We start from the raw sequence: 21817 nt of genomic DNA on the forward strand, positions 1-21817 counted from the left end.
ATGCGGCTCAAGAGCGCCATCTTCGTCGCCGCCATCATCCGCACCGCCAATGGCGCCGGGGCGTTTGCCGCCGTCCGCCGCAAGGGGGCGGAAGAGGCCGGCGCGGTCTTCGTCACCGTCTCCACGCAGGACGGCAAGGCCGCGCTCTATGGTCCCGCGCCGCAGACCGACTTCGACGAGAGCTTCCCGGCCGACCGCCGCTTCCGGGCCCTGCTGCCGCCGAGCAGCCCCGAGGCAGACGGCGTTGCCCGCATGGAAAAGGAACTGCGATTCGACCCCGATCTGTGGTGGATCGAGATCGAGGACCGCGATGGCCGCCCGTTCGTGGACCTTGCACGGGACTGACCGCGCCCGTCCTGCGCGGGCCGCTAGCGCCCCGCACCTGTTTCCCCGCCCGCCCATGCAACCTTCACCCCAGCCTGGCGTTGAACATGCAGAGCTGCGCCGGTCGCGGCGCTGAAGGTTCGCCGGCACAGGGCATGGTGGGCCAGATGGAGGGGAACATGGGCCATCTCGTCGCTTTTCCGATCCGCAAGGCGCGGCGCAAGTCGCGGCCGGTGCCCGCCGGGGGCGCCCAGATCATCATTCTTCCCGTGGTGCGCTACGAATATGCCGAGGCCCCGCCGGCCCGCCCCGTCGCCCGTGCGCCCGAGCGCCAGGGCAAGCGTGGCCTGCGCCGTTCCGGCTGAGGGCATCAGGTGGAGGGCGCGCAGCTCGCCGCTTCCAACTGGCGGCGAATGGCATCGCGCGTGTCCGGGTAGCGGGCGAAGGCGCGGATGAGGACCACGCCGCGCAGGGCGGGCGATTCCACGATCAGCCGATCCGCCGCCGTGATCTCCTCGTCCTCCGGCAAGGCCGCGCGCTGCAGGGGGGACAGCAGGTCCAACTCGATCACCCGTCCCGCCGCCTGGTCGTTCAGCGCGTAGAAGGCGACACCCCGCGCCGTGTAGAAGGACACCGAGGTGTAGTCGGAGGTGGCGGGTACGCGCACCTTCAGCGGGTGGTTTGCCAGGTCATACAGGCAGACCGCGCTCACGAAGGCCGGGTCCGACAAAGGCAAGGTCATGCCCTGCGGGGTCGGGTCCGGCAACAACATGATGCCGTTCAGGGGCGCCATGCGGGAGAGCCGGGCAAAGGCCGTGTTGGTGGCGAGCGCCGGCATGGCCAGCACCGAGGTGAGGTGCACGATCCCCGCCAGAACCAGGATGAAAGCCAGCCCCAGCGCCAATTGTCCCGGCGCCTTGGCGAGCCATTCCAGGATGGCCGCGCCCCGGGTGCGGCGAGGCATGTCAAACTCCAGGAACGGCTCGGGCTCGGGCGGCCGGCGCCAGAAGGCAAGGCGACCGCGCCGCGTGGGAAAGGGAGGCGCGCTCATGGGCAGCGCTCCGTCACGATGCGCGGCATGTCCGCCCCCTCCTGGCCGCCGGAGGAGAAACTGAACGGGGCATCATAGAGCCGCAGCGCCACCCGCACGCGTCCCCGCGCGCCGGAGGGAATCCAATTGCCGGCGCGGGCGCGGGGGGAGACCACGATGTCGATTTCCCCATCGTCGCGGTAGACGGTTTCCGCGCTGGTGAAGCCGTAGCGCTGCGCCTCATTGGCGATGAGATGGCCTTCCGCGTCCGTCAGTGTCAGCGTCCACAGGCGCGACTGGGGCAGACTGCCCACCACGCGGATGTCGCAGCGCCCATCCAGCGGCGTGCCCGCGCTGTCACGGGAGGCCAGGAACAGAAGCCCGTCCGCCAGTTCCAGCGGCAATTCCCCGGAGCGGGCGAACACCGCGCGGGCATAGGGATCGGCCTGCACCGTGCCCGAGCGCGGCCAGCCTTCCCAGGGGCCGAGCTTCACCATGTCCAGCCCGCGCGTGCGGGTGACCGCCTCATAGGTGGTGCCGAGCCCCAGGGCGACGGAGGCTGCGAGGACGAAGGCAAGGGGAAAGAGGCGCACGGGCGACGGGTCCCCGCGTCAATTGGTGCGCGCGGGGAGCGCCCGGGCATCCATGGCGGTGGGGCCGCCGGGGCTGGGCGGCAAGGGCGGCGCCTCCTTGAACAGGCGCTCCAGCCGCCCCAGGCGCTCGGCGCTGCGGGGCGAGAGCGTGATGGGCCGCGAGGTGGCCTCAAGGCCGGGCACATCCAGCGGGGTTGGCGCCTGGTCGAGCTTGGGGGCGGGGGCATCGCCGACGCCGGGAATGAATTTCAGGTCGATGCCCTGGTGAGCATAGGCCATCACCTTCTGCCAGGTCATGGCAGGCAGGGAGCCGCCGGTCATCTTGTTGGTGGAGGTGTAGTCGTCATTGCCGAACCACACCCCGCCCACATAATTGCCGGTAAAGCCCATGAACCAGGCGTCGCGATAGGCATTGGTGGTGCCGGTCTTGCCGGCCACCTTGATGCCTTCTAGCCGCGCCCGCCGGCCCGTGCCGTTCTCCACCACATTGTTCAGCATGGGATTGATGTCATTGATGACCGAGGGCGGGATCACCTGCACCGGCTGGGGCGCGTCGCGGTCATAGCGCCACACCACGTCGCCGCTGCCGATGCGCATCTCCACCACCGCGTGGGGATAGACGCTTTTGCCGCCATTGGCGAACACCGCATAGGCGGTGGTCATGTCGATGACCGTCACCTCCACCGCGCCGAGCGGCAAGGGGGCGGTCAGCGTCAGCGGCGAGGTGATGCCCATGGATTTCGCCAGATCGATGATCTTCTGCCGGCCGAACTTTTCCGCAAGTCGCACCGCCACGGTGTTGAGCGAGTGCTGGAGCGCCGTCTGCAGCGTGATGGAGCCCATATAGGAGCGCCCGTAATTCTGCGGGCACCAGTTGCCGAGGCAGATGGGGGCGTCCTGCACGATGGTGGTGGGCTTGTAGCCGTTCATCAGCGAGACCGTATAGACGAACGGCTTGAACGAGGAGCCGGGCTGGCGCAGGGCGTCCGTGGCGCGGTTGAACTGGCTCTCGCCATAGTCGCGCCCGCCCACCAAGGCGCGCACGGTGCCGTTGGGCTCCATGATGACCATGGCGCCTTGGCTTGCCTTATAGTCCTTGCCGAACTGCCGCAGCGACTGGTCGAGCGCGGCCTCGGCCACCTTCTGGATGTTGGGATCAAGGCCGGTGCGCACCACGAAGATGCGCTCGCTGACCGACTTGGGCAGGGTCTCCACCAGCTTCTTCACCTCGGAGAAGGCATAGTCGAGATAATAATCGGGCACGGCAATGTCGCGCCGGTCGATGGGGGTGGCCGGATTGCGCCGGGCGCCGAACACTTGGCCCTCGGTCATGAACCCGGCTTCCACCAGATTGTCGAGCACGGTGGAGGCGCGGGCGCGGGCCGCCGGCAGGTTCACGTGGGGCGCATATTTGGAGGGGGCCTTGAACAGGCCCGCCAGCATCGCCGCCTCGGCGAGATTGACCTCGCGGATGGACTTGCCGAAATAATACTTGGCCGCCGCATCCGCCCCATAGGCGCCACCGCCCAGATAGGCGCGGTCCAGATAGAGTTTCAGGATCTGGCTCTTGGTCAGCCGGCTCTCGAGCCAGAGCGCCAGGAAGGCTTCCTTGATCTTGCGCTCGATGGTGCGTTCGTTGGACAGGAACAGGTTCTTGGCCAATTGCTGGGACAGCGAGGAGCCGCCCTGCCGCACGCCGCCTGCCCGCGCATTGGTGACGAGGGCGCGCGCGGTTCCGGCGACGTCGATGCCGAAATGCTCGTAGAAGCGCCGGTCCTCGGTGGCCAGCACCGCCTTGATCAGATAGTCGGGGAAGTCCTCCAGCGGCACGGTATCGTTTTGCCGCACGCCGCGCTCGCCCAGCACATTGCCGTAGCGGTCGAGGAAGGTGACGGCGAGCTCGGTGCGCTTCAGCCAATCGTCCGAGGTCTCGTGGAAGGCGGGCAGGGCGAGCGCGAGCACGGCGATGATGCCGGCGGTGCCCAGCGTGAAGCCTTCCGACGCCATGCCCACGAGGAAGCGCTTGAAGCCGGTGAGGGCGAAGCGCTCCATGAAGGCGGAATAGGCGGCGGCGGCGCGCACCGTTCCGGTGCCCAGGCGAAACAGGCCGCTGTCGATGCGCGCATCCGCATCCAGCAGCGCGTTGCGCAACCAGGCCCGGAACGAAAATGTCTTGCGCTCGCTCACGTTCGCGTCTCGTCTCGCCGCGTCTTGTCCCGCCGCGTCTTCTACCGTTGTGTCGTGTCTCTGCCCTCGCCGTTCCGTTCTGCCCAAGCGGCATGTCGGAAAGACGGCGGCCGTCTGCTCAGCGCCCCCCTCGTCTATAGCGCGTGCCCGAGCGTCCGGCGAGGCCGACCTCTGGGCGATCCCGCGCCAAGGTATATGAGCCGTGCTGTGGCCGGCCTGCCCTGGTCCTGCTCGCCCGCTTGCAGTAGGAAGGGGCATGGCGGACGAACCCTTCTGGCGCACCAAATCCCTGTCGCAACTCTCCGACGGGGAGTGGGAGAGCCTGTGCGATGGCTGCGGCCGGTGCTGCCTCGTCAAGCTGGAAGACGAGGACACCGCCATGGTGGCCTATACGGACGTGGGGTGCCGGCTGCTGGATGAAACCTCCTGCCGCTGCACCGACTATCCAAACCGGCAAGCCCAGGTGGCCGATTGCGTGCGCCTGACGCCCGAGGCGGTCACCACCCTGTCCTGGCTGCCGCCCACTTGCGCCTATCGGTTGATGGACGAGGGGGCGGACCTGCCCTGGTGGCACCCCCTGGTGTCGGGCTCGCCGGACACCGTTCACGAAGCCGGCATTTCGGTGCGCGGCAAGGTGGCGGGGCCGGAACAGTCCTTCGGCCTGTTCGAGCTCATGGAGCATGTGGTGTCCTGGCCCGTGCGCTGGCCCCGTGGCGCCAAGGCCTTGCGCAAGCCGCGCCCGGCCGCCCCCCGGCGGCCCAAGACCGCCTGAGACCGCCTGAGACCGGCTGGTGCACAGGCGCCCGGGCGCCTTGCTCCCTCTTGCGCTGCAACGCAACATGATCTAGCAAGCGCGCCCTTTCCGCGTTTCCGCACCTTTTGCAAGGAGGTCCCATGACCGCCTGCGGCCTCGATTTCGGCACCTCCAACACCACGCTCGGCATCGTCCGCGACGGGGCGCCCCGCCTCGCGCCCTTGGAAGGAGAGGCGGACACGCTGCCGAGCGCCATTTTCTTCCGGCGCAACGGCGCCCCCCTGTTCGGCCGCGCCGCCATGGCCGCCTATGTGGACGGCGACGAGGGGCGCCTCATGCGGGCGCTGAAATCGGTGCTTGGCTCTTCGCTCGTGGATGAAACCACGCCGGTGGGGCGGATGCGCCTCGGCTTCCGGGAGGTGATCGGCACCTTCATCGCCGAGGTGAAGGCGCGGGGCGAAAGGGCGGCCGGCGGGCCGCTCACCCAAGTGGTGCTCGGCCGCCCCGTGCATTTTGTCGATGCCGACCCGGAAGGAGACGCCCGTGCCGAGGCGGTCCTAGGGGCCGTAGCCCGGCAGATCGGCTTTGAGGAGATTTCGTTCCAGTTCGAGCCCATTGCCGCGAGCCTGGACTATGAGCGGCAGGTGCGGGGGGAGGAACTGGCCCTCATCGCGGACATCGGCGGCGGCACCTCGGACTTTTCCATCGTCCGCATTTCGCGCGATCGGAGCGGCCACGCCGACCGGGCCTCCGACATCCTGGCCAATGAGGGCGTGCGCATCGGCGGCACCGACTTCGACCGCCACCTGTCGCTGGCGACCGTCATGCCGCTCCTGGGCCATGGCAGCCCGCTGAAGCGGGCGGGCCTTGCCATGCCCGTGGGCCTCTATCACGACCTTGCCACCTGGGCCTCCATCAATCGGCTTTATGACGGCAAGGCGTTGCGCACCATCCGCGAGCTGGAGCGGCAGGCGGCCCGGCCGGACCTGGTGGGCCGCCTCGCCCGCGCCGTCGAGGACGAGCGCGGGCATACGCTCGCCCTGGCGGCGGAGCGGGCCAAGATCGAGGTGGCCGAGACCGGGCGCACGGAGCTGGACCTGGCCTTCCTGGAAGCGGGGCTCTCGGTGGGCATCTCCCATGGGGAAATGGTGACCCACACTGGCGCGCTGGCCGAGCGCATCGCGGCGCGCATCGCGGCCTGCCTGCAGGCGGCGGGACTGAAGGCGGGGGAAATCGACGCCCTGTTCCTGACCGGCGGCTCCACGCGCCTCGCCCATGTGCGGGCGGGGATCTGCGCGTGCGTCCCCCATGCGCGGGTGGTGGCCGGCGATACGTTCGGCTCGGTGGGCACGGGTCTGGCCATTGAGGCGCGCCGCCGCTACGGGTGAGCGCTCCCGAGCTTGCCTTTGGCCCCGGCTTGTGGCCGTGAGTCGTTTTGTATAATATTACCGCGTAGACTGCGTTCAACGGTGGGGGCGACGCATGCGCGGTGGGGGCGAGGGGCGCGTCGGAGACGGCGCCTCTCCCGGGTTTCAGATGGACGGGTTCGAGCCGGAGGAGGACGGCGGCGCTCTGCCGCTGGACGGTTTCGACTGGCCCCATCCGCGGGACGTGGCGGTCGGGGCGGCGCTCGGCCTCGTCACCGCCGTCACCATTTTCGCTTTCTTTTCGTGGCTGCCGCTCGCGGTGCATGCCGGCGTGTTCGGCGTGATCTTCGCAGGGGTCCTCCTGTTCGGCCGCAGGATCGCCTGCCAAGGGTGAGGGCCACGGCGGGGAGCCTGCGCGCCGGGCAGCGCGCGTCTCCCCGCCGTCCCCCGCACCGCCGGGCGAAGGGGGCAGCCCAGCGGTGGATCGTGGCCCGGAACGCGCCTCGCCTGGCGGCAGGGGAGGGATCTTGCCGCGCCAGGCGTGACCATAAGCCGGACCAATTCAACCTATACGCGTCCAGCCCCTCCTCGGATCAGCAGCCGTCACACTTTTTGTTTCATCCCGCCACCCGCGCGGGAAAACGCCACTCGACGGCGCTTCAGGAGCGTCGAGAAAAATCCTATCTCTTTGTTATGATAGAAGTCCTTCAATCGCACCGCGCCCTGCTTCGCCGGCAAATGGTCTAGCCGTTGGACCAGGAGGGGAAGGGGTCGGGCAGAGCGGTCCAGGCGGAGAAGTCCGCGCGGGTGCCGTCGGCCGGTCCGAGCAGGCAGGCGTCGAGAGCCGCGCGGATGGCGTCGCCGTCCAGGGACTGACCGATGAAGACCATCTCCTGCCGTCGGTCCCCATAGCCGGGCACCCATTGGCGCTTCATCTCCCGGCGCCATTCCTCGTCCTGCGGCCAGCGCTCCTTCGGCACCGAGGACCACCACCGGCCCATGCGCTCGGTGCGGCAGATGGCGCCGGCAAGGCTCATGTCGCCCACGAAGTCGGGCCGGGTGGCAAGCCAGAACAGGCCCTTGGCGCGAATGAGGCCGGGCCAGGTGGTGCGCAGGAAGGCGGCGAAGCGGGCCGGATCGAACGGACGGCGGGCGCGATAGACGAAGCTGCCGACCCCATATTCCTCCGTCTCCGGCACATGGTCGGCAAAGCCGTAGAGTTCCCGGTACCAGAGCGGATGGGTGTGGGCGACCTCGAAATCGAAGCGGCCGGTCTCCAGGACTTCGGCCAGCGGCACGTCGCAGAAATCCGTCTCGATGAGCCGCGCGGCGGGGTTGAGCGAGCGGACGATGGCGCGGGCGGCCTCCAACTGGTCCGGCGGTGTGGCGCCCACCTTGTTGAGGATGACCACATCGGCAAATTCCATCTGGTCCACCAGCAGGTCCACCAGGGTGCGGTTGTCCTCGTCCCCCAGGCTTTCGCCGCGATCGCGCAGGAAGTCGCGCGAGCCATAATCCTTCAGCAGGTGCGCTGCATCCACCACCGTCACCATGGTGTCGAGGCGGGCGAGATCGGACAGGGAGAAGCCGGCCTCGTCGCGGAATTCAAAGGTGGCGGCCACGGGCAGGGGCTCGCCGATGCCGGTGCTCTCGATCACCAGGCTGTCGAACCGCCCCTCGCCGGCAAGACGCTTCACCTCGGTGAGCAGGTCTTCGCGCAGGGTGCAGCAGATGCAGCCATTGGTCATTTCCACCAGCGTCTCGTCCGTGCGCGACAGCCCGGCGCCCCCCTGCCGCACCAGCTCCGCATCAATGTTCACCTCCGACATGTCGTTGACGATGACCGCCACCCGCCGCCCCTCGCGATTGGCAAGGATGTGATTGAGCAGCGTGGTCTTGCCGGCCCCGAGGAAGCCGGACAGCACGGTGACGGGAAGGCGGGAATCCGTGGCAGACATGGGTGAACCTAGTAATGATATAATGTATCATTTACATGCCATGGGGCCGCTTCCGGTTCAAGCCCGCTCCCGCCTCGTGCGGTCCGCCGCTCCCTGACCCGAGGGCTCCCGCCCTCGGGGCGGCCCTCTTTGATCGCGGTCCGTGATCGCCGCCACTGAGCGGCCGGCGCACCGGTCGTGCGTCCGGTTCGGGCGCCAGTGGGCGCATTTGAGTTTCGCTACCGGGCTGTGGCAGTGTGCCTCCAACGGCGCCGCTCAGCGCGTCATTGCGAGAGGAAAGTCCAGGATGAGTGTCTTCCGCGCCCGTCGGCGCGCGCTCCGCGCGCTTGCCGCTTCCGTTGTCATGGCCGCTGGCAGCCTGGCTGCCACCGGCGCCTTCGCCCAGACGGACAGCTATCCCAACCGCCCCATCCGCATGGTCGTGCCGTTTGCTCCTGGCGGCACCACGGACATCTTCGCCCGCATTCTCGCCGACCATATGGGGACGATCCTGGGTCAGCAGGTGATCGTGGACAACAAGCCCGGTGCCGGCGGCAATACCGGGGCGGCGGGCGTCGCCCGGGCCGAGCCGGATGGCTACACCATCCTCATGGGCACAGTTGGCACCCAGGCCATCAACCCCTTCCTCTATACCAAGATGCCTTATGACGCGGAGAAGGACTTCGCGCCCGTCGCGTTCGCCGCCGGCGTGCCCAATGTGCTGGAAGTGAACCCGAAGAACGTGAAGGCCACCACCGTCAAGGAGCTGATCGCCGAAGCCAAGGCGGCCAAGCAGCCGCTGACCATGGCCTCATCCGGCAACGGCACCTCCATCCATCTGTCCGGCGAGATGTTCCAGCAGATGACCGGTGTGAAGTTCGTCCACGTGCCCTACAAGGGCTCGGGACCCATGGTGAACGACTTGGTCGGCGGCCAGGTGGACCTCAGCTTCGATAATCTGCCGTCCTCCATCGCCCAGATCCGCGCCGGCAACCTGCGCCCCATCGCGGTGACGTCCGCGGAGCGGTCCGCCGCGCTGCCAGACGTGCCCACCATCGCCGAGTCCGGCGTGCCCGGCTTCGATGCCACCAGCTGGTTCGCCATCTTCGCGCCGGCTGCCACGCCCAATGCCATCGTGGCCAAGCTGAATGCGGCCGCCAACAAGTCCTTGGGTGAGGCTGCGGTGAAGGCGCGCTATGCGGAAGTCGGTGCGCAGATGAGCGTCATGACCCCTGCCGAGTTGGGCGCCTTCGTCAAGGCGGAGCAGGCCAAGTGGTCCAAGGTGGTGAAGGAATCCGGCGCCAAGCTGGACTGACGCATCCCGGCCGAGGCCGCGGGCGCGGCGGCCTCGGACCGTCACATTCGGTCATAATGTGACATTGAGATGACAGTGAGTCGGCTACGTACTTCCTCCATGTGAAACACATGGGGGTCGACGTGAGCGTATTTGGACAGCGGCAGGCACTTTGCCAGGCAAGGGCGTTTGGACTCTGGGCCGCCCTTCTCGTTGCGGCGGCCCCAGGAGCGGCGCTGGGAGAAGATGGCGCTTCGGGCTTTATGCCGGCGAACGGCATTTTCATCGGGGCCGGCGGGGCCTGGAACGGGGCGAGTTTCCCCAACCAGGACATTTACGGCTTCGGCGTGAGCCAGAATTACGCGGTTGGACGTGTTCTCGTGGCGACCGGCGCCGCAGCGGGAAATGCCTATCCCAATCTCGGGACGGATTCCTCCCTTTCCCCCGTGATCCAGGCCGGCTTCTATCGCACCTTCGAGGGAACGCCCTGGATCTGGGGCGCCAAGTTTTCCTACAATCAGGTGGGCGTCACCGGCGTGGCGCGTGATGTCCTCATTCCCCAGGCGGGCGGCTATACCGGCCTCATCCACGGGACGTTCACCGGCAACTACCTGCTCAGTTCCTATGAAGTCAGCCTCGATCACCAGTTCGCCCTGGTGCCGATCCTCGGCTATTCCTTCGGCCGGGGCTTCGTCTATGGCGGCGCCGGTGCGACGCTCTCACGCATCACCAACAATATGAACGGCCTGGTGGGTTTTGCCGAGCTGGATCACCGTTATGCGGTGTCCGGTGCGCCGGCCTTCTTTTCCGACTCCAATTGGGTCTGGGGCGCAACGGCCACTGCGGGCGTCACCTACTTCTTCGCGCCCGGCTGGTTCCTGGACCTGAGCTATTCCTACACCGCCTCGGCCACCCCCACGAACACGTTCGCGAACCAGTTCGACACGTCCTATCCCCAGGTGGAGTTTGTTGGCGTCTCGGGCGGATACCGCTCCGGCACGGTGAACAACCAGGCGCTCACCGTAACCGTCAACTACGCGTTCTGAACCAGATTGCCACGATGGCTCCTGGCGCGTCGCCTCTGCGGCGCGTCAGTTGCCTTGCCCGCCGGTTTTCAAGAACAGCTCCGCATCGAAGGGCGGGCCGAACTGGGTCGCGACGCAATCGGGGCTGCGCGGGGGCAAGGGGGGCGCGGGGCCCACCGCTGCGTCGAAAATGTCGGGCCGATAGACGCTCACCGCCTCGCGTGCCGCGTCCGGCGCCCACTCGCCCTGACGGGCCTCCACGATCTGGTGGTAGATCCACAAGGCGTGGCCGGGATCAGGCCGGTTGGCCTGGTCGCGATGGAGCACCAGATAGTCGGGATGCACCCGCAGCGCCCCGCCCGGCGCGGTGCGCAGGCGCCCGTCCAAGGTCCGCCGCAGCACGTCGGCGGGCAGGGCCAGATGCCGCGTCTCCCCCAGCAGCCGGGCGAGATCCTCGTGATTGGCCGGGTCCTCGCACCAGCGGGCGGCCGCATGGAGGGCGCGCACCAGGCGGTGCAGCACGTCCGGCTCCGCATTGGCAAAGCGCGCATGGACGCCCAGCACCTTTTCCGGCACCCAGCCATAAAGCTCCGCGCCCAGCACGGCGATGCGGCCCACATCGGCATCCACAGCCACGCTGTTCCAGGGGCTGCCCACCGAGAAGCCGTGAATGAGCCCGTTGCGCAGGCTCTCGGCCATGAAGGGCGGCGGCACCACCACCTGGCGCACGTCCTTGTCCGGGTCGACACCGCCGGCCTTCAGGAAGTTGCGGATGAGATAGGTGTGGGTGGAAAACGCATAGACGGCGGCGAAGATCAGCGGCTCCGCCCCCGCAGCCCGGCGCACCCGAACCACCTGGCCCAGCGCCTTGGCGGCGCCGAGCGCGGTGGTCAGGTCGAAATCGGTCTCCGCCATCTGGGCATAGAGGCTCTTGGAGAGCGTGATGGCGCTGCCATTGAGGTTCAGCGCGAAGGGGACCACCAACGGCACGCGCACATGGCCCAGCCCCAGCGAGGAAGCGATGGCCAGCGGCCCGAGCATGTGGGCGCCATCCAGCAGGCCGATATTCACCTTGTCGCGGATATTGGCCCAGGAGACTTCCTTGTGGAGGGCAATCTCGATGCCCTCGGCCATGGCAAAGCCGCGCTCGGCGGCCGCGATCAGGACCGCGGCGTCGGTCAGGGGGATGAAGCCGATGGAAAGCCGTCTCATCGCAGCAACTCCGCGGCGGTGATGATGGATTGCGCGATGTCCACGAGCCGCTTCTTTTCGTTCATGGCGGTTCGGCGGATGAGGCCATAGGCGGTCTGCTCGTCGATATTCTTGGCCTTCATGAGGATCAGCTTGGCGCGGTCCACGAGCTTTCGCTCCTCCAGCTGGCTCTTGGCCTCCTCCAGCTCCGCTTTGAGGCGGGCGAAGGCCTGGAAGCGGGAGATGGTGGTCTCCAGGATGGGCTTCACACGGTCCTTGCGCAGCCCGTCCACCACATAGGAGGCAACGCCCGCCTCGATGGCGTCCTCGATGGTCTTGCGATCCGACTGGTCCACGAACATGGCCACCGGCCGCTTCACCTCCCGGCTCACCTGGAACATCTGCTCGATGGTGTCGCGGCTGGGGTTTTCCAGGTCGATCAGGATCACGTCCGGGTCGATGGCATAGATGCGCTCGAGCAGATTGTTGCGCCCCTCGATGCGCAGCACGTTCACGAAGCCGGACTCGCGCAGCCCCTCGACAAGGATCGCGGCCCGCACCGGGCTGTCGTCCACGATCACGATGCGCAGGGACAGGTCGCTGGCCATTTCAGTCCGTGACATTGCAGGCGACAGTCATTGAAGGCCACAGTCTTTGGCAAGAAGCGTGCCGGGCAAGGAGCCCCTCGGCATCGGGGCGAGGGACGAGACGGATGTGCACGCACGAGGCCGGGGCTGAGCGGAACGGCGGGCGGGCTCAGGTGCGAGGCTCGCCGTGCCCGCCTTGTGCGTCAAGGGGAGAAGATTAGCCACTTCCCAACGCCCCCGCTCAATTGGCGGGCAGCGCCGCCGCATAGTCCAGGATGCGTCCCCGCAGAGCCGCCAGATCCGGCTTCTGGCGGGCGAAGGCCGCCCAATCATTGGGCACGGCGGCGAGGAGCGCCTGCTGAAGCTCCGCGGCTTTCGGGTCGGCCTTGGCCCGCTCATCCAGCCAGGTGAGCCAGCGCAGATCCTGCATGCCGTCCACCATGGTCAGGATCAGGGCATCCACGGTCGGCACCAGCTGGCAGCGGTCGGAGGCGAGCGGCAGGATGGCAAAGTCCGGCTCGCGCCCGTCGGTGGGGTCGCGCGGGTCGGCCGTCACTGCGCGGGCGTGCCATTGCAGATAGCCGCCGACGCCCAGCCGCCAGAACAGGAAGCCGGCCGCCGCCCGATGGTCGGGCATGTTGTAGAGCCAGGGCGTCACATTCTTCGAGCGCATGAAGTCGAAGATGGCCGAGGAGACGCCGAAGCCGTTGTTCACCAGCAGCGTGTCGAACAGCAGCACAAGGTCCTGCATCTTGGCGTCGTTGAAATGGCCGGCGATGTTGGCGTCGGGCGCGGCGAGGCGGATGGCGTCGCGGATGGCACGCAGCTTGGCCGCCTCCTCGCTGCCCGGCATGGGCTCGTCGGCGATGGACCACAGCGGGTTGGGCAGGCCGGCAATGGCCAGTTCCTTCTGGATGGCCGCCACGTCTTGCGCGGCCGCCATCTTGTCCTCCCGATCCAGCAGGTGCTTCACCGAGGTGTAGTCGAAGTAAGGCGGCTTGAAGCCGGCGTTCGCCACGAGACGCATCTGGTCCACATAACGCCCGCGCTTGTCGGCGAAGGGCGCGGTGATCTCCGGCGAGATGCCGGTGATGCCGAAGCTGCGCAGGGTGGCATAGTCGCAGGCCATCAGCCGGTCCACGTCGGCGGGCGTGGGCGGGAACCACACCTCGTCATTGGGCGCGGCCACATAATAGCCGATGGGCTTGTCGATGGCCGGCAGGACCTGGGGAATGACCGTCACGTTCGCCTGCGCCTGCACGGTGTTGCCGGCGATGTTCATCTGCAGGACGATGGGCAAGGTGCCGCTGGCGGTCTCCGGCACGGTGAAGGTCAGGTTGATGCGCCGGGGCACGCCGGCGACGATCCGCATATGGTCGAGATTGCCTTCCAGCACGTCGGACGTGATGGACAGCGCCCGCTCGCCCTCGCCCCGGCCGCGCATATAGGTCCACTTGCCCCAGCGCACCTGCGGGCTGATGCCGTCCGGCGCGGTGACCGTGACATTGGGCATCAAATCGTCCTGGTCGGAAAAGGCCAGGAAATCCACCGAGACCAGGGCGCCGCGCGCCGCCCGGATATTGGCCTCGAAGGGCAGGGCGGCATCCCAGAAGGGATGCTGGATGCGGTGGCCTTCGCCCATCGCCCGCAAAGTCACGCCCTTGGCGAGGCTCGGGTCCACCGGCTTGTCCACCACCGGCCAGCGCTCCAGGAAGCGCTTGCGGCGCCAGTCCTCGATGGCATCGACCGCGCTGGTGCTGTCGCCGGGTTCCACCACCATGGCGGCCAGATAGCCGTTATTGGGCGGCTGGTCGGAGGCGAGCTGCACCACGATCTTGCCGTCGATCACCGGCACGGTGGCCGTGATGAGGCCGGCGCGCTCGCGGGCGAACACCTCCCACGGGCCGCCATCGATCATGGCTTCCTTCCAGAGCCCGCGCTTGAACACCTGGTCGATCCATTGGCCGGGCGTATAGCTCTCCTGGAGCACCACCTGGCCGTTGATGACGATGGTCCGGTTGAGGGAGTGGGGGAAATACTCCCACTCTCCCTGGTCCTCGGTCCACAGCGAGACCGTGGCCGTGCCGCTCTTGGTCCAGGGCACGGTGACGGTGTGGATGCCATTGAGGCCGCTGGAGAGGAGCGGATCATTGGGCGTGCGGGTGAGGCTGCCCGCCGGCCGGTCCAGGCGCTTGTCGTCGGGCAGGACGGTCTCGAAGCCGGGCACGGCGAAGTCCGCGGAGGGCACGAAACGCAATGCGAGGGCGTCGGAGGGGACGGGGCTCGCCCCTTCCACTGCGACGCCGCCGAGCGTGACCGGGCCTTCGCCATCCCCGAGCGAGACGACGATGCGGGAAATCTTGGTGCGGTCGAGTCGCGCCTTGGAGGGCGTCACCCAGGAAGAGACGGGGGAGCGCAGCACGAACGGGCCGGGCGGAAAGGTGCCGCTGGCATTGGCGCGCGAATACCAGTTCTTGGAATTCACATCGTCCACCCGCAGATAGACGGTCACCGGCTTGTCGGAGGTGTTCACGCCGGTGATGACCAGCTCCTGGTTGGCATCGAAGGCCACCGGCGTGGGAAACTCCTGCACCGCCGGGAAGCGCGCGCCCTTCAGAAAGGCTTGCCCCACCGAAATGTCGGTGGGGGCGGGGGCGAGCGAGCCGGTGGTCTGGCGCTTCTCGATGCGCACGGCCTCGATGGCGGCGGTGGGCGCGCCTTCCGGGGTGAAGATCACGATGCGGGTGATGGCATTGATGTTGAGCTTGGACTGGCCGGGGGTCGGCAGCGAATCCAGCGGGATGCGCACCTGGTAGGGGCCGGGCTGGAGCACCGCCACATGGCCGAAGCGGGACATCCAGTTCTGCGAGGCGGTGTCGTCGATGCGAACGTTCAGCTCCACCGGGCCGCCGGTGGAATTGGTGCCGCGAATGACGAGGTCATCCCCGACAGCGAAGGCGCGGGGCGGCGCGAAGGGGATGTCCAGCGCCTGCTTGGTGCTGGTGTTGGAGGCGAGCACGCGCCCGTCCTCGATGCTCGCCGGGGTGAGCGCCTTCTGGACGCGCTCGGTGGTGATGTCGCCCCGGGCAATGTCGCCCTTCAGCCGGTCGATGATGTCCGGCCGGAACAGCACCACACCCGCCGCGCAGGTGGCCAGGAAGGCGAGCATGGCCCCCCAGGCAAAGCCGCTGAGCCAGGTCTTAAATCCGCCCATCTGTGTCTCCTTGACCGTCCGGGCTCCGCGGCGCAATGCCGACCGCCGGTGGCGGGCCGCATCGGGTCCGGTCCGCCGGAACGGCTCGCCCGGTGTTCCCGCACAGGCCGGAACGGCCGCACGTTTCCCCTGATCGGTCGCGCACGCAAGCGCACACGTCAAGGTGCGGCACGGATTTCTCCCGGCGGTCTGATCTTGTCCCCTTTCAAGATGTTAGCCGAGGTAGGGGGATCCGCGTCGCGGCGCTTCCCAGCGCGGTCGGGGCATTCTAGAAGCGTCCGTCAGGGCCCGGACCGGAGGTGAGCTGTGGCTGATATGCACGAGCAGGCGCCGGCGCGGGGCGCGGGGTGGGCCAAGCGGGCCTCCATGGGGCTGGTCTTCGCCATCCTCACCCTTCTGGCGCTCACGGTGATCGTGTTCCAGCAGCAGGGGGCGGGCGCATTCGTGGCGGAGTTCTCCGCAAACAATGCGGACGAAGCCAGCCATTATGTCACCGGCCTGCTCTTCACCGATTACGCCCGCGCCGGTTTTCCCTCGCCGCTCGCCTTCGCCCGTGACTATTACCTGCACTATCCCAAGGTCGGCATCGGCCACTGGCCGCCGCTTTATTATCTGGCCGAGGGGGCGCTGTTCCTGGCCTCCTCGCCGGCCACGCCCGTGGCCTTGTTCCTGCCTGCGGTGATCGCCGCCCTCCTGGTGGTAACGGCCGGCTTCGTCGCTGCTCTGACGCTGGGGCCGCTGGTGGGCGCGGCCGTCGGTGCCGTGCTGCTCGCCTTGCCGCTGCTGCGCGAGGCGACGCTCATCATCATGCTGGACCTGCCGGTGGCCCTGCTGGTGCTGCTGGCCATCCTGGCATATGCGCGCTATCTCGCCGCGCCCCGCTGGCCCGCCGCGCTCCTGTTCGGCCTGCTCGCCGCCATGGCCATCCTCACCAAGGGCACGGGCGCTGCGCTGGCGCTGATGCCGCCTTTCGCCCTTCTGCTCACCGGCCGGTTCGGCTTGCTGCGTCGGCTGGACTTCTGGCTGCCCTTGCCGGTGGTGGCGGTGCTGGCGGGGCCGTGGACGCTTGGCACCTACGCCATGGCCGCTTCCGGCTTCCAATATGGCTGGGGGCTGGCCTTCACCCGTCTGGCGGCCGAGACCTATGGCAACGGGCTGCGCACGGCCATTGGCGTGCCCCTGGTGGGGCTGGCGGTGATCGGCCTTCTGTTTGCCGGCGCACGCGCCTGGCGCGGCGGCGAGGACGGGCAGGCGGCGCAGCTCTGGGCGGCCGTGGCGGCGGGCCTTCTGGCCGTGCTGGCATTCCAGTGCATCATTCCCGCCGGGCTGGACCCGCGGTATCTGTTGCCCGCGGCGGCGCCCCTTTTGCTCCTCTCTGCCTATGGCCTCGCGGGCCTGTTCAATCTTCTGACCCGCAGCTGGCCGCTCATCACCGGGCTTCTGGCCTGCCTCATCCTCCTCGTCATCGCCTCCCCCTTCATGCTGCAAAGCCAGGTCAAACCCTCCATCGGCATGGCGCCCGCCGCCCGTGCGGCCATGGCCACCGGCGCGGCCAATCCGCTGATCCTGGTGGGCTCGGATGCCATGGGGGAGGGGGCGCTGGTGGCGGCGGTGGCCCAGCAGGACCGGGCCATGCTCTATTTTGCCCTGCGCGGCTCCAAGCTGCTGGCCGTCTCCGACTGGAACGGCAAGGACTATGCGCCGCTCTATCCTGATGCGGCCGCCCTGATGCAGGGGATCGACGAGGTCGGCGTGGGCTATGTGGCGCTCGACACCGCCCCGGCGGCGCAGGCCATTCTGCACAACCGGCAGCTGGGGGAGGCCGCCGCGGCCTATCCTGACCGCTTCCGGCTTCTCGGCACCTATCCTCGCAGTGATGGCACGGGAGAGGTGCGGCTCTATCAACTGGCGGGCAACGAGGCCCGCACCCCCGACAAGAGTGCTTTGCAGCAGAAAATAATGCAGGGCCGCAATTTCTGATTGATGATGCGACCCACGGCGCACCCTCTTTTCCGCTCCACTCCGGCGACCGGCTCTTCATGCGCGATCTGAAGGATTACAGCCTCCGCGAATGGGTCCAGGCCACGCCGCTGTCCCATCGCGCCCGCCGGCTGCGCAACCTCGCCATCGACGCCATCTATGGCCGCCGCCGCGCCCAGGGGCAGGAGGCCCTGGTGGCTGAGCTTGCCGCGCGGCCGGAGGCGGCCCTGGCCTGTATCATCGCTTTCAACCTGCCCGAGGCGGTGGCCCTGCTGGCGGAGGGCATGGCGCGCTTTGTGCCCGATGCCCGCCTTCTGGTGTGCGACAATTCTTCCGATCCGCTGGCGCGCGGACGCATCGCGGCGCTGTGCGCGGAGAAGGGCCTTCTGTATTGCCCCATGCCGCCTGCACCCCGGCCCCATAAGCGGCCGAACGGCTCGCGCTCCCACGGCGTGGCGCTGAACTGGGTCTGGCGCAATCTGGTGCGCCCGGCCCGGCCGCGCGTCTTCGCCTTCCTCGACCATGACCTGGTGCCGCTGGCGCCCGATGATCTCGCCGCCCGGGTCGCCGCTCAGCCCGTCTATGGCATGGTGCGCCACGGCTCGCGGTTCGGGGGATGGTATTTGTGGCCGGGCTACAGCGTGTTCGACTTCTCCGCCGTGGAGCACCTGCCGCTCGATTTCGGCACCGACACGCCGTTGACCCTCGACACCGGCGGGCAGAACTGGCGGGTGCTTTATCGCCACCTCACCCTGTCCAGCCTCGCCCAGGCGCGCACCCGTGAGGTGTTTCTGGTGGACCCGGACACCGGGCAGGACGAATCCTACCTCCTGGCCGATCAGTGGCTGCACGTGGGCGGCGCCGGCCATCGCGGGGGCGGCGCAGCGGCGCTGGAGCGCGTGGGAGCGGCCTTCCGGGCCGACCCGGATGGCCTGCTGATCCGGCTCATCGCCTCAGTGCGGGGACCTTCGGGCCCCTGAGCGGGACCGGGGGCTGGCGGCTCGTGCATAAAAAAACGCCGCCGGCTGGGCCGGCGGCGTCGGAAGAAGGGGCGGGACGCCAGGGGCGCCGCGCCGGTCTCACTTGGCGGGAGCGGCCTTGGCCTTCTTGCCCTCGCCGGGACGGTCGGTGCGCTCGGCGATACGGGCAGACTTGCCGCGACGGTCGCGCAGATAATACAGCTTGGCCCGACGGACCTTGCCGCGACGCACCAGCTTGATGGAATCGATCAGCGGCGAGTGGACCGGGAACACACGCTCCACGCCCTCGCCATAGGAAATCTTGCGGACCGTGAAGCTCTCGTTGAGGCCGCCGCCATTGCGGGCGATCACCACGCCCTCATAGGCCTGCACGCGGCTGCGGTCGCCTTCGACCACCTTCACGTTCACAATCACCGTATCGCCGGGCTGGAAGGCCGGAACCGGGCGCTTCTCGGCAAGACGGGCGGCCTGTTCGGCCTCAAGCGTCTGAATGATGTTCATGTCACCAACCTCTAGCGGTCACCGCAAACGGGATCCCTCGCGGGAACCATGCCCCGGCGCCACATCGTGTCGTTGTAAGTTAAGGGACGGCGCGGCCTATAGCGCAGAACCATCCGCCTGTCATGTGTTTTCCGTCACCGCACCGTCATCGGGGCGGGCGAGGAGGTCCGGCCGGCGGGCGCGCGTGATGGCGAGGGCCTGCTGCTGCCGCCAGGCCGCGATGCGGGCATGGTCGCCGGACACCAGGACCTCGGGGATGGGCTGCCCCTCGAACACCTGCGGCCGGGTATATTGGGGATATTCCAGCAGGCCAGCGGAAAAGCTCTCGTCCTCCCCGCTGAGCGCCTTGCCCATGACGCCGGGAATGAGGCGCACGCAGGCATCCAGCAGCAGCAGGGCGGCGGTCTCTCCGCCGGAGAGCACCACGTCACCCACGCACACCTCTTCCAGCTGGCGCGCGGCGATGACCCGCTCGTCCACCCCCTCGAAACGCCCGCATAGGATGACCACGCCGGGCCCCGCCGCCAGGTCGCGGACGCGGGCCTGGGTCAGAGGGCGGCCACGTGGGGTCATGAGCAGGCGGGGGCGGGGGTCTGCCGGCGGGGCGGCGGCGTCGATGGCGCGGGCGAGCACGTCGGCCCGCATCACCATGCCCGGCCCGCCGCCGGCGGGCGTGTCATCCACCGAGCGGTGGCGATCCAGCGCGAAGTCGCGGATCTGGAGCGCCTCAAGGCCCCACAGGCCGCCGGTGAGGGCGCGCCCGGCCAGGGCATGGCCGAGCGGTCCGGGAAACATGTCCGGGTAAAGCGTGAGAACGCTGGCGCGAAACGTCATGCGCCACCGATGGGCGAAAGGAGAGGCAAGGTCAATTCCACCACCGGCACGGCCTGCGCTGCGCCGGCGCGATACCGCCGTCAGCTGATCTCGAACAGCGTGGAAAATCCGGAAATGTCGAACACTTCGCGGATCTGCGGCTGCAGCGCGGCCAGCGAGAGATTGCGCTTGGCGCTGCGCATGGCCTTGCCGGCCACCAGCAGGGCCCTGAGGCCGGAGGAGGAGACATAGTCCACCCCGGCCAAATTCACCTGGATGCCGCCGCTGGTGGAGGAGACCACCTCGAGAAGGCTCGCCTCGAAGGGCTTGGCATTGGGGGTGTCGAGGCGACCCGACACTTTCAGCAGCACGTCACCGCCGACCTGTTCCCGCTCAATCTGCATGAGCCTCTTCCCGGACGTCTTGGACCAACTCTCCCGCCGAATTAACCGCATTCGTGCCGGCGCGCAATGCAAGGGCCAGCCGGTGCAGCAGCCACACGGCCCGCTCGAACAATCCCGTGGCGTGCTGAAGCGCCGCCACGTCAGCGCCGGACCCCGCCATGGAGGTGGCGATGGCCCGGCGATGCCGCTCCATGAGCGCGCTGCGGTCCTCGGTCAGCGCGCTAAGGGTCTGCAGATCCTCCATATCCGTGGCCTCGACCAAGGCCAGGATGAGGGTGCGCAGGGACTCGGACAGGTTGAAGGCGAGCGCGGGCACGGTGTCGAAATCGTCGATGATGTCGGATATTTCGCCCAGCGTGGTGCGCAAGTCCTTCATCAGTGACAATTCGCCCCGGATCCGAAGGGCGAAGTCCAGGTCCTGGGGGCCGAGGCCGCGATGCAGCAGGTCGGTGATGAACAGGTCGGTCTCGGTGGAGACCATGTTCGCACCGCGGGCGATGGCCGCGCGATGATCCTGCTCGTCATCGCGCCTCTGATCGAGGTCGGGGATGAGGTCGGGCAGGTGGCGCCGGAGGTGGCTGGCCTCACGCGCGGCAAGTTCGAGCGCGCTGGAGGGGTCTTCAAGGGCCGCAGAATGGATGTAGGAGGGCTGCGAGACCTTGTCTTCATGGGTGGGCGGGCTGATCTTGGCCGCGATTCGGGCCGACCAGTCCGGGGTGAAGGAGACCACTGCCGCACCCAGCAATTGAAGAACCAGGAACTGGATCGAGATCGCCACCGAATCCTGCCCGTCGGCAAAGGTGCGGGCAAGCTGAGGCACATCGATGCCCAGCCAGCGCTGGCAGGCCATCCAGATCAGGCCGAACAGCAAGGTGCCCGACACCTTCACCATCAGGTGCACGTAGCACAATTGCTTGCCGGTCCCGGCGAGCCCGGCCGTGGTCCACAAGGTGGCAAGGCCCGAGCCCACATTGGCGCCCAGCACCACGATCACCGCGTCGTCGAAGGTCAGGATGCCCGTGTGGACCAGCGGCAGCACCAGGATCGCCGCCGTGGACGAAGACTGGGTGATGAGCGCCACCACGATGCCGAGCAAGAGGCCGGTCACGGGATTGATATAGTCCGCCACCAGGGCGGACACCTCCGCAAGGGGCAGCTCCCGGGGCGCGGTCTTGATGAAGTCGAGGCCCATGAACAGCAGCGCGAGGCCCAGCAGCACGCCAAGCCATTCCCGCACGCGCGGCTCGCGATCGAGCTTGAACTGATAGCCCATGCCTACGATGGCGAGCAGATAGAGCACGGCCAGGCGAATGTTGATGGCCGCCAGGAACACCAGCACCGAGGTGCCCACGTTGGCGCCCGCCACCACGGAGACCGCGTCCCTTGTGGTCAGGAAGGCGCTGCGCACCAGATTGGCGGTGATGAGCGTGACGGCATTGGAGGATTGGATCACAGCGCCGGCGAAGGTGCCGCAGGCAAAGCCAACCGGGATGGAACTGGTGGCGGACTTGAGCAGCGCCTTGATGCGGTGTCCGAGGGCGGCCTGAAGGTGGGAGCCCACCAGCTTCAGGCCGATGAACAGAAGGCCCAGCCCGGCCAGAAGTTCGGCAAAAATCAACATGCCGGCAGGGCCCCG

General features: G+C 68.0%; 20 protein-coding genes. 9 read left to right on the top strand and 11 right to left on the bottom strand.

Annotation, left to right across the window (positions count from 1 at the left end; translation table 11 throughout):
* Positions 1 to 345 carry a DUF1491 family protein gene (locus tag ACT54L_RS12590; protein WP_476085931.1) on the top strand — a complete coding sequence of 115 codons (345 nt, stop codon included), beginning with the start codon at positions 1 to 3 and terminating at the stop codon, positions 343 to 345.
* Positions 346 to 503: 158 nt separating this feature from the next.
* Positions 504 to 689, top strand: coding sequence for a hypothetical protein (locus ACT54L_RS12595; RefSeq protein WP_476085932.1), 186 nt, complete (start codon positions 504 to 506; stop codon positions 687 to 689).
* A 5-nt stretch (positions 690 to 694) separates the two neighbouring features.
* Here the strand turns inward: ACT54L_RS12595 and ACT54L_RS12600 are convergent, their stop codons facing one another.
* From ACT54L_RS12600 to ACT54L_RS12610, 3 genes are all read right to left on the bottom strand, one after another.
* On the bottom strand, positions 695 to 1261 hold the full coding sequence (locus ACT54L_RS12600; RefSeq protein WP_476086339.1) for a DUF1254 domain-containing protein: 567 nt from the start codon (positions 1259 to 1261) through the stop codon (positions 695 to 697).
* 110 nt (positions 1262 to 1371) lie between these two features.
* Positions 1372 to 1947 carry a DUF1214 domain-containing protein gene (locus ACT54L_RS12605; protein WP_476085933.1) on the bottom strand — a complete coding sequence of 192 codons (576 nt, stop codon included), beginning with the start codon at positions 1945 to 1947 and terminating at the stop codon, positions 1372 to 1374.
* A gap of 18 nt (positions 1948 to 1965) precedes the next feature.
* Positions 1966 to 4134: a transglycosylase domain-containing protein gene (locus tag ACT54L_RS12610; RefSeq protein WP_476085934.1), complete on the bottom strand. Its 2169-nt coding sequence runs from the start codon at positions 4132 to 4134 to the stop codon at positions 1966 to 1968.
* Positions 4135 to 4390: 256 nt separating this feature from the next.
* Between ACT54L_RS12610 and ACT54L_RS12615 the strand changes: the two genes are divergently transcribed.
* The 3 genes from ACT54L_RS12615 to ACT54L_RS12625 all read left to right on the top strand — a co-directional run bounded on the left by ACT54L_RS12615 (position 4391) and on the right by ACT54L_RS12625 (position 6649).
* Positions 4391 to 4906, top strand: a complete 516-nt coding sequence (locus ACT54L_RS12615) for a YcgN family cysteine cluster protein (protein ID WP_476085935.1) — start codon at positions 4391 to 4393, stop codon at positions 4904 to 4906.
* A gap of 122 nt (positions 4907 to 5028) precedes the next feature.
* Positions 5029 to 6276 (top strand): Hsp70 family protein, encoded by a 1248-nt coding sequence (locus tag ACT54L_RS12620; protein WP_476085936.1) that lies wholly within the window; start codon positions 5029 to 5031, stop codon positions 6274 to 6276.
* Positions 6277 to 6370: 94 nt separating this feature from the next.
* Positions 6371 to 6649: a hypothetical protein gene (locus ACT54L_RS12625; protein ID WP_476085937.1), complete on the top strand. Its 279-nt coding sequence runs from the start codon at positions 6371 to 6373 to the stop codon at positions 6647 to 6649.
* Positions 6650 to 6998: 349 nt separating this feature from the next.
* Here ACT54L_RS12625 and zigA read toward each other — a convergent pair whose 3' ends face one another.
* Positions 6999 to 8213, bottom strand: coding sequence for a zinc metallochaperone GTPase ZigA (gene zigA, locus ACT54L_RS12630; RefSeq protein ID WP_476085938.1), 1215 nt, complete (start codon positions 8211 to 8213; stop codon positions 6999 to 7001).
* Between the two features lie 286 nt (positions 8214 to 8499).
* On the opposite strand from zigA, the gene ACT54L_RS12635 reads away from it, so the two are divergent.
* On the top strand, positions 8500 to 9507 hold the full coding sequence (locus ACT54L_RS12635) for a Bug family tripartite tricarboxylate transporter substrate binding protein (protein WP_476085939.1): 1008 nt from the start codon (positions 8500 to 8502) through the stop codon (positions 9505 to 9507).
* Between the two features lie 242 nt (positions 9508 to 9749).
* Positions 9750 to 10532 (top strand): outer membrane protein, encoded by a 783-nt coding sequence (locus tag ACT54L_RS12640; protein ID WP_476085940.1) that lies wholly within the window; start codon positions 9750 to 9752, stop codon positions 10530 to 10532.
* Positions 10533 to 10577: 45 nt separating this feature from the next.
* Here ACT54L_RS12640 and ACT54L_RS12645 read toward each other — a convergent pair whose 3' ends face one another.
* The 3 genes from ACT54L_RS12645 to ACT54L_RS12655 all read right to left on the bottom strand — a co-directional run bounded on the left by ACT54L_RS12645 (position 10578) and on the right by ACT54L_RS12655 (position 15503).
* Positions 10578 to 11723, bottom strand: coding sequence for a CmpA/NrtA family ABC transporter substrate-binding protein (locus ACT54L_RS12645; RefSeq protein ID WP_476085941.1), 1146 nt, complete (start codon positions 11721 to 11723; stop codon positions 10578 to 10580).
* Positions 11720 to 12310: an ANTAR domain-containing response regulator gene (locus tag ACT54L_RS12650; RefSeq protein ID WP_476086340.1), complete on the bottom strand. Its 591-nt coding sequence runs from the start codon at positions 12308 to 12310 to the stop codon at positions 11720 to 11722. The genes ACT54L_RS12645 and ACT54L_RS12650 overlap by 4 nt, the downstream gene beginning before the upstream one ends.
* 220 nt (positions 12311 to 12530) lie before the next feature.
* A complete protein-coding gene (locus ACT54L_RS12655) occupies positions 12531 to 15503 on the bottom strand; it encodes a hypothetical protein (RefSeq protein WP_476085942.1) in 2973 nt (990 codons plus the stop codon).
* Positions 15504 to 15809: 306 nt separating this feature from the next.
* Between ACT54L_RS12655 and ACT54L_RS12660 the strand changes: the two genes are divergently transcribed.
* Both ACT54L_RS12660 and ACT54L_RS12665 read left to right on the top strand, forming a co-directional pair.
* Positions 15810 to 17483: a hypothetical protein gene (locus ACT54L_RS12660; RefSeq protein ID WP_476085943.1), complete on the top strand. Its 1674-nt coding sequence runs from the start codon at positions 15810 to 15812 to the stop codon at positions 17481 to 17483.
* A 59-nt stretch (positions 17484 to 17542) separates the two neighbouring features.
* Positions 17543 to 18463, top strand: a complete 921-nt coding sequence (locus ACT54L_RS12665; protein WP_476085944.1) for a hypothetical protein — start codon at positions 17543 to 17545, stop codon at positions 18461 to 18463.
* Positions 18464 to 18562: 99 nt separating this feature from the next.
* Here ACT54L_RS12665 and rplS read toward each other — a convergent pair whose 3' ends face one another.
* The 4 genes from rplS to ACT54L_RS12685 all read right to left on the bottom strand — a co-directional run bounded on the left by rplS (position 18563) and on the right by ACT54L_RS12685 (position 21802).
* Positions 18563 to 18964: a 50S ribosomal protein L19 gene (gene rplS / locus ACT54L_RS12670; protein WP_476085945.1), complete on the bottom strand. Its 402-nt coding sequence runs from the start codon at positions 18962 to 18964 to the stop codon at positions 18563 to 18565.
* A gap of 120 nt (positions 18965 to 19084) precedes the next feature.
* A complete protein-coding gene (gene trmD / locus ACT54L_RS12675; protein WP_476085946.1) occupies positions 19085 to 19798 on the bottom strand; it encodes a tRNA (guanosine(37)-N1)-methyltransferase TrmD in 714 nt (237 codons plus the stop codon).
* Between the two features lie 80 nt (positions 19799 to 19878).
* A complete protein-coding gene (locus ACT54L_RS12680) occupies positions 19879 to 20181 on the bottom strand; it encodes an STAS domain-containing protein (RefSeq protein ID WP_476085947.1) in 303 nt (100 codons plus the stop codon).
* Positions 20171 to 21802 carry a Na/Pi cotransporter family protein gene (locus ACT54L_RS12685; protein WP_476085948.1) on the bottom strand — a complete coding sequence of 544 codons (1632 nt, stop codon included), beginning with the start codon at positions 21800 to 21802 and terminating at the stop codon, positions 20171 to 20173. Before ACT54L_RS12685 ends, ACT54L_RS12680 begins: the two co-directional genes overlap by 11 nt.
* Positions 21803 to 21817 lie beyond the last annotated feature (15 nt).

The organism is Aquabacter sp. DMC10 (assembly GCF_056314145.1).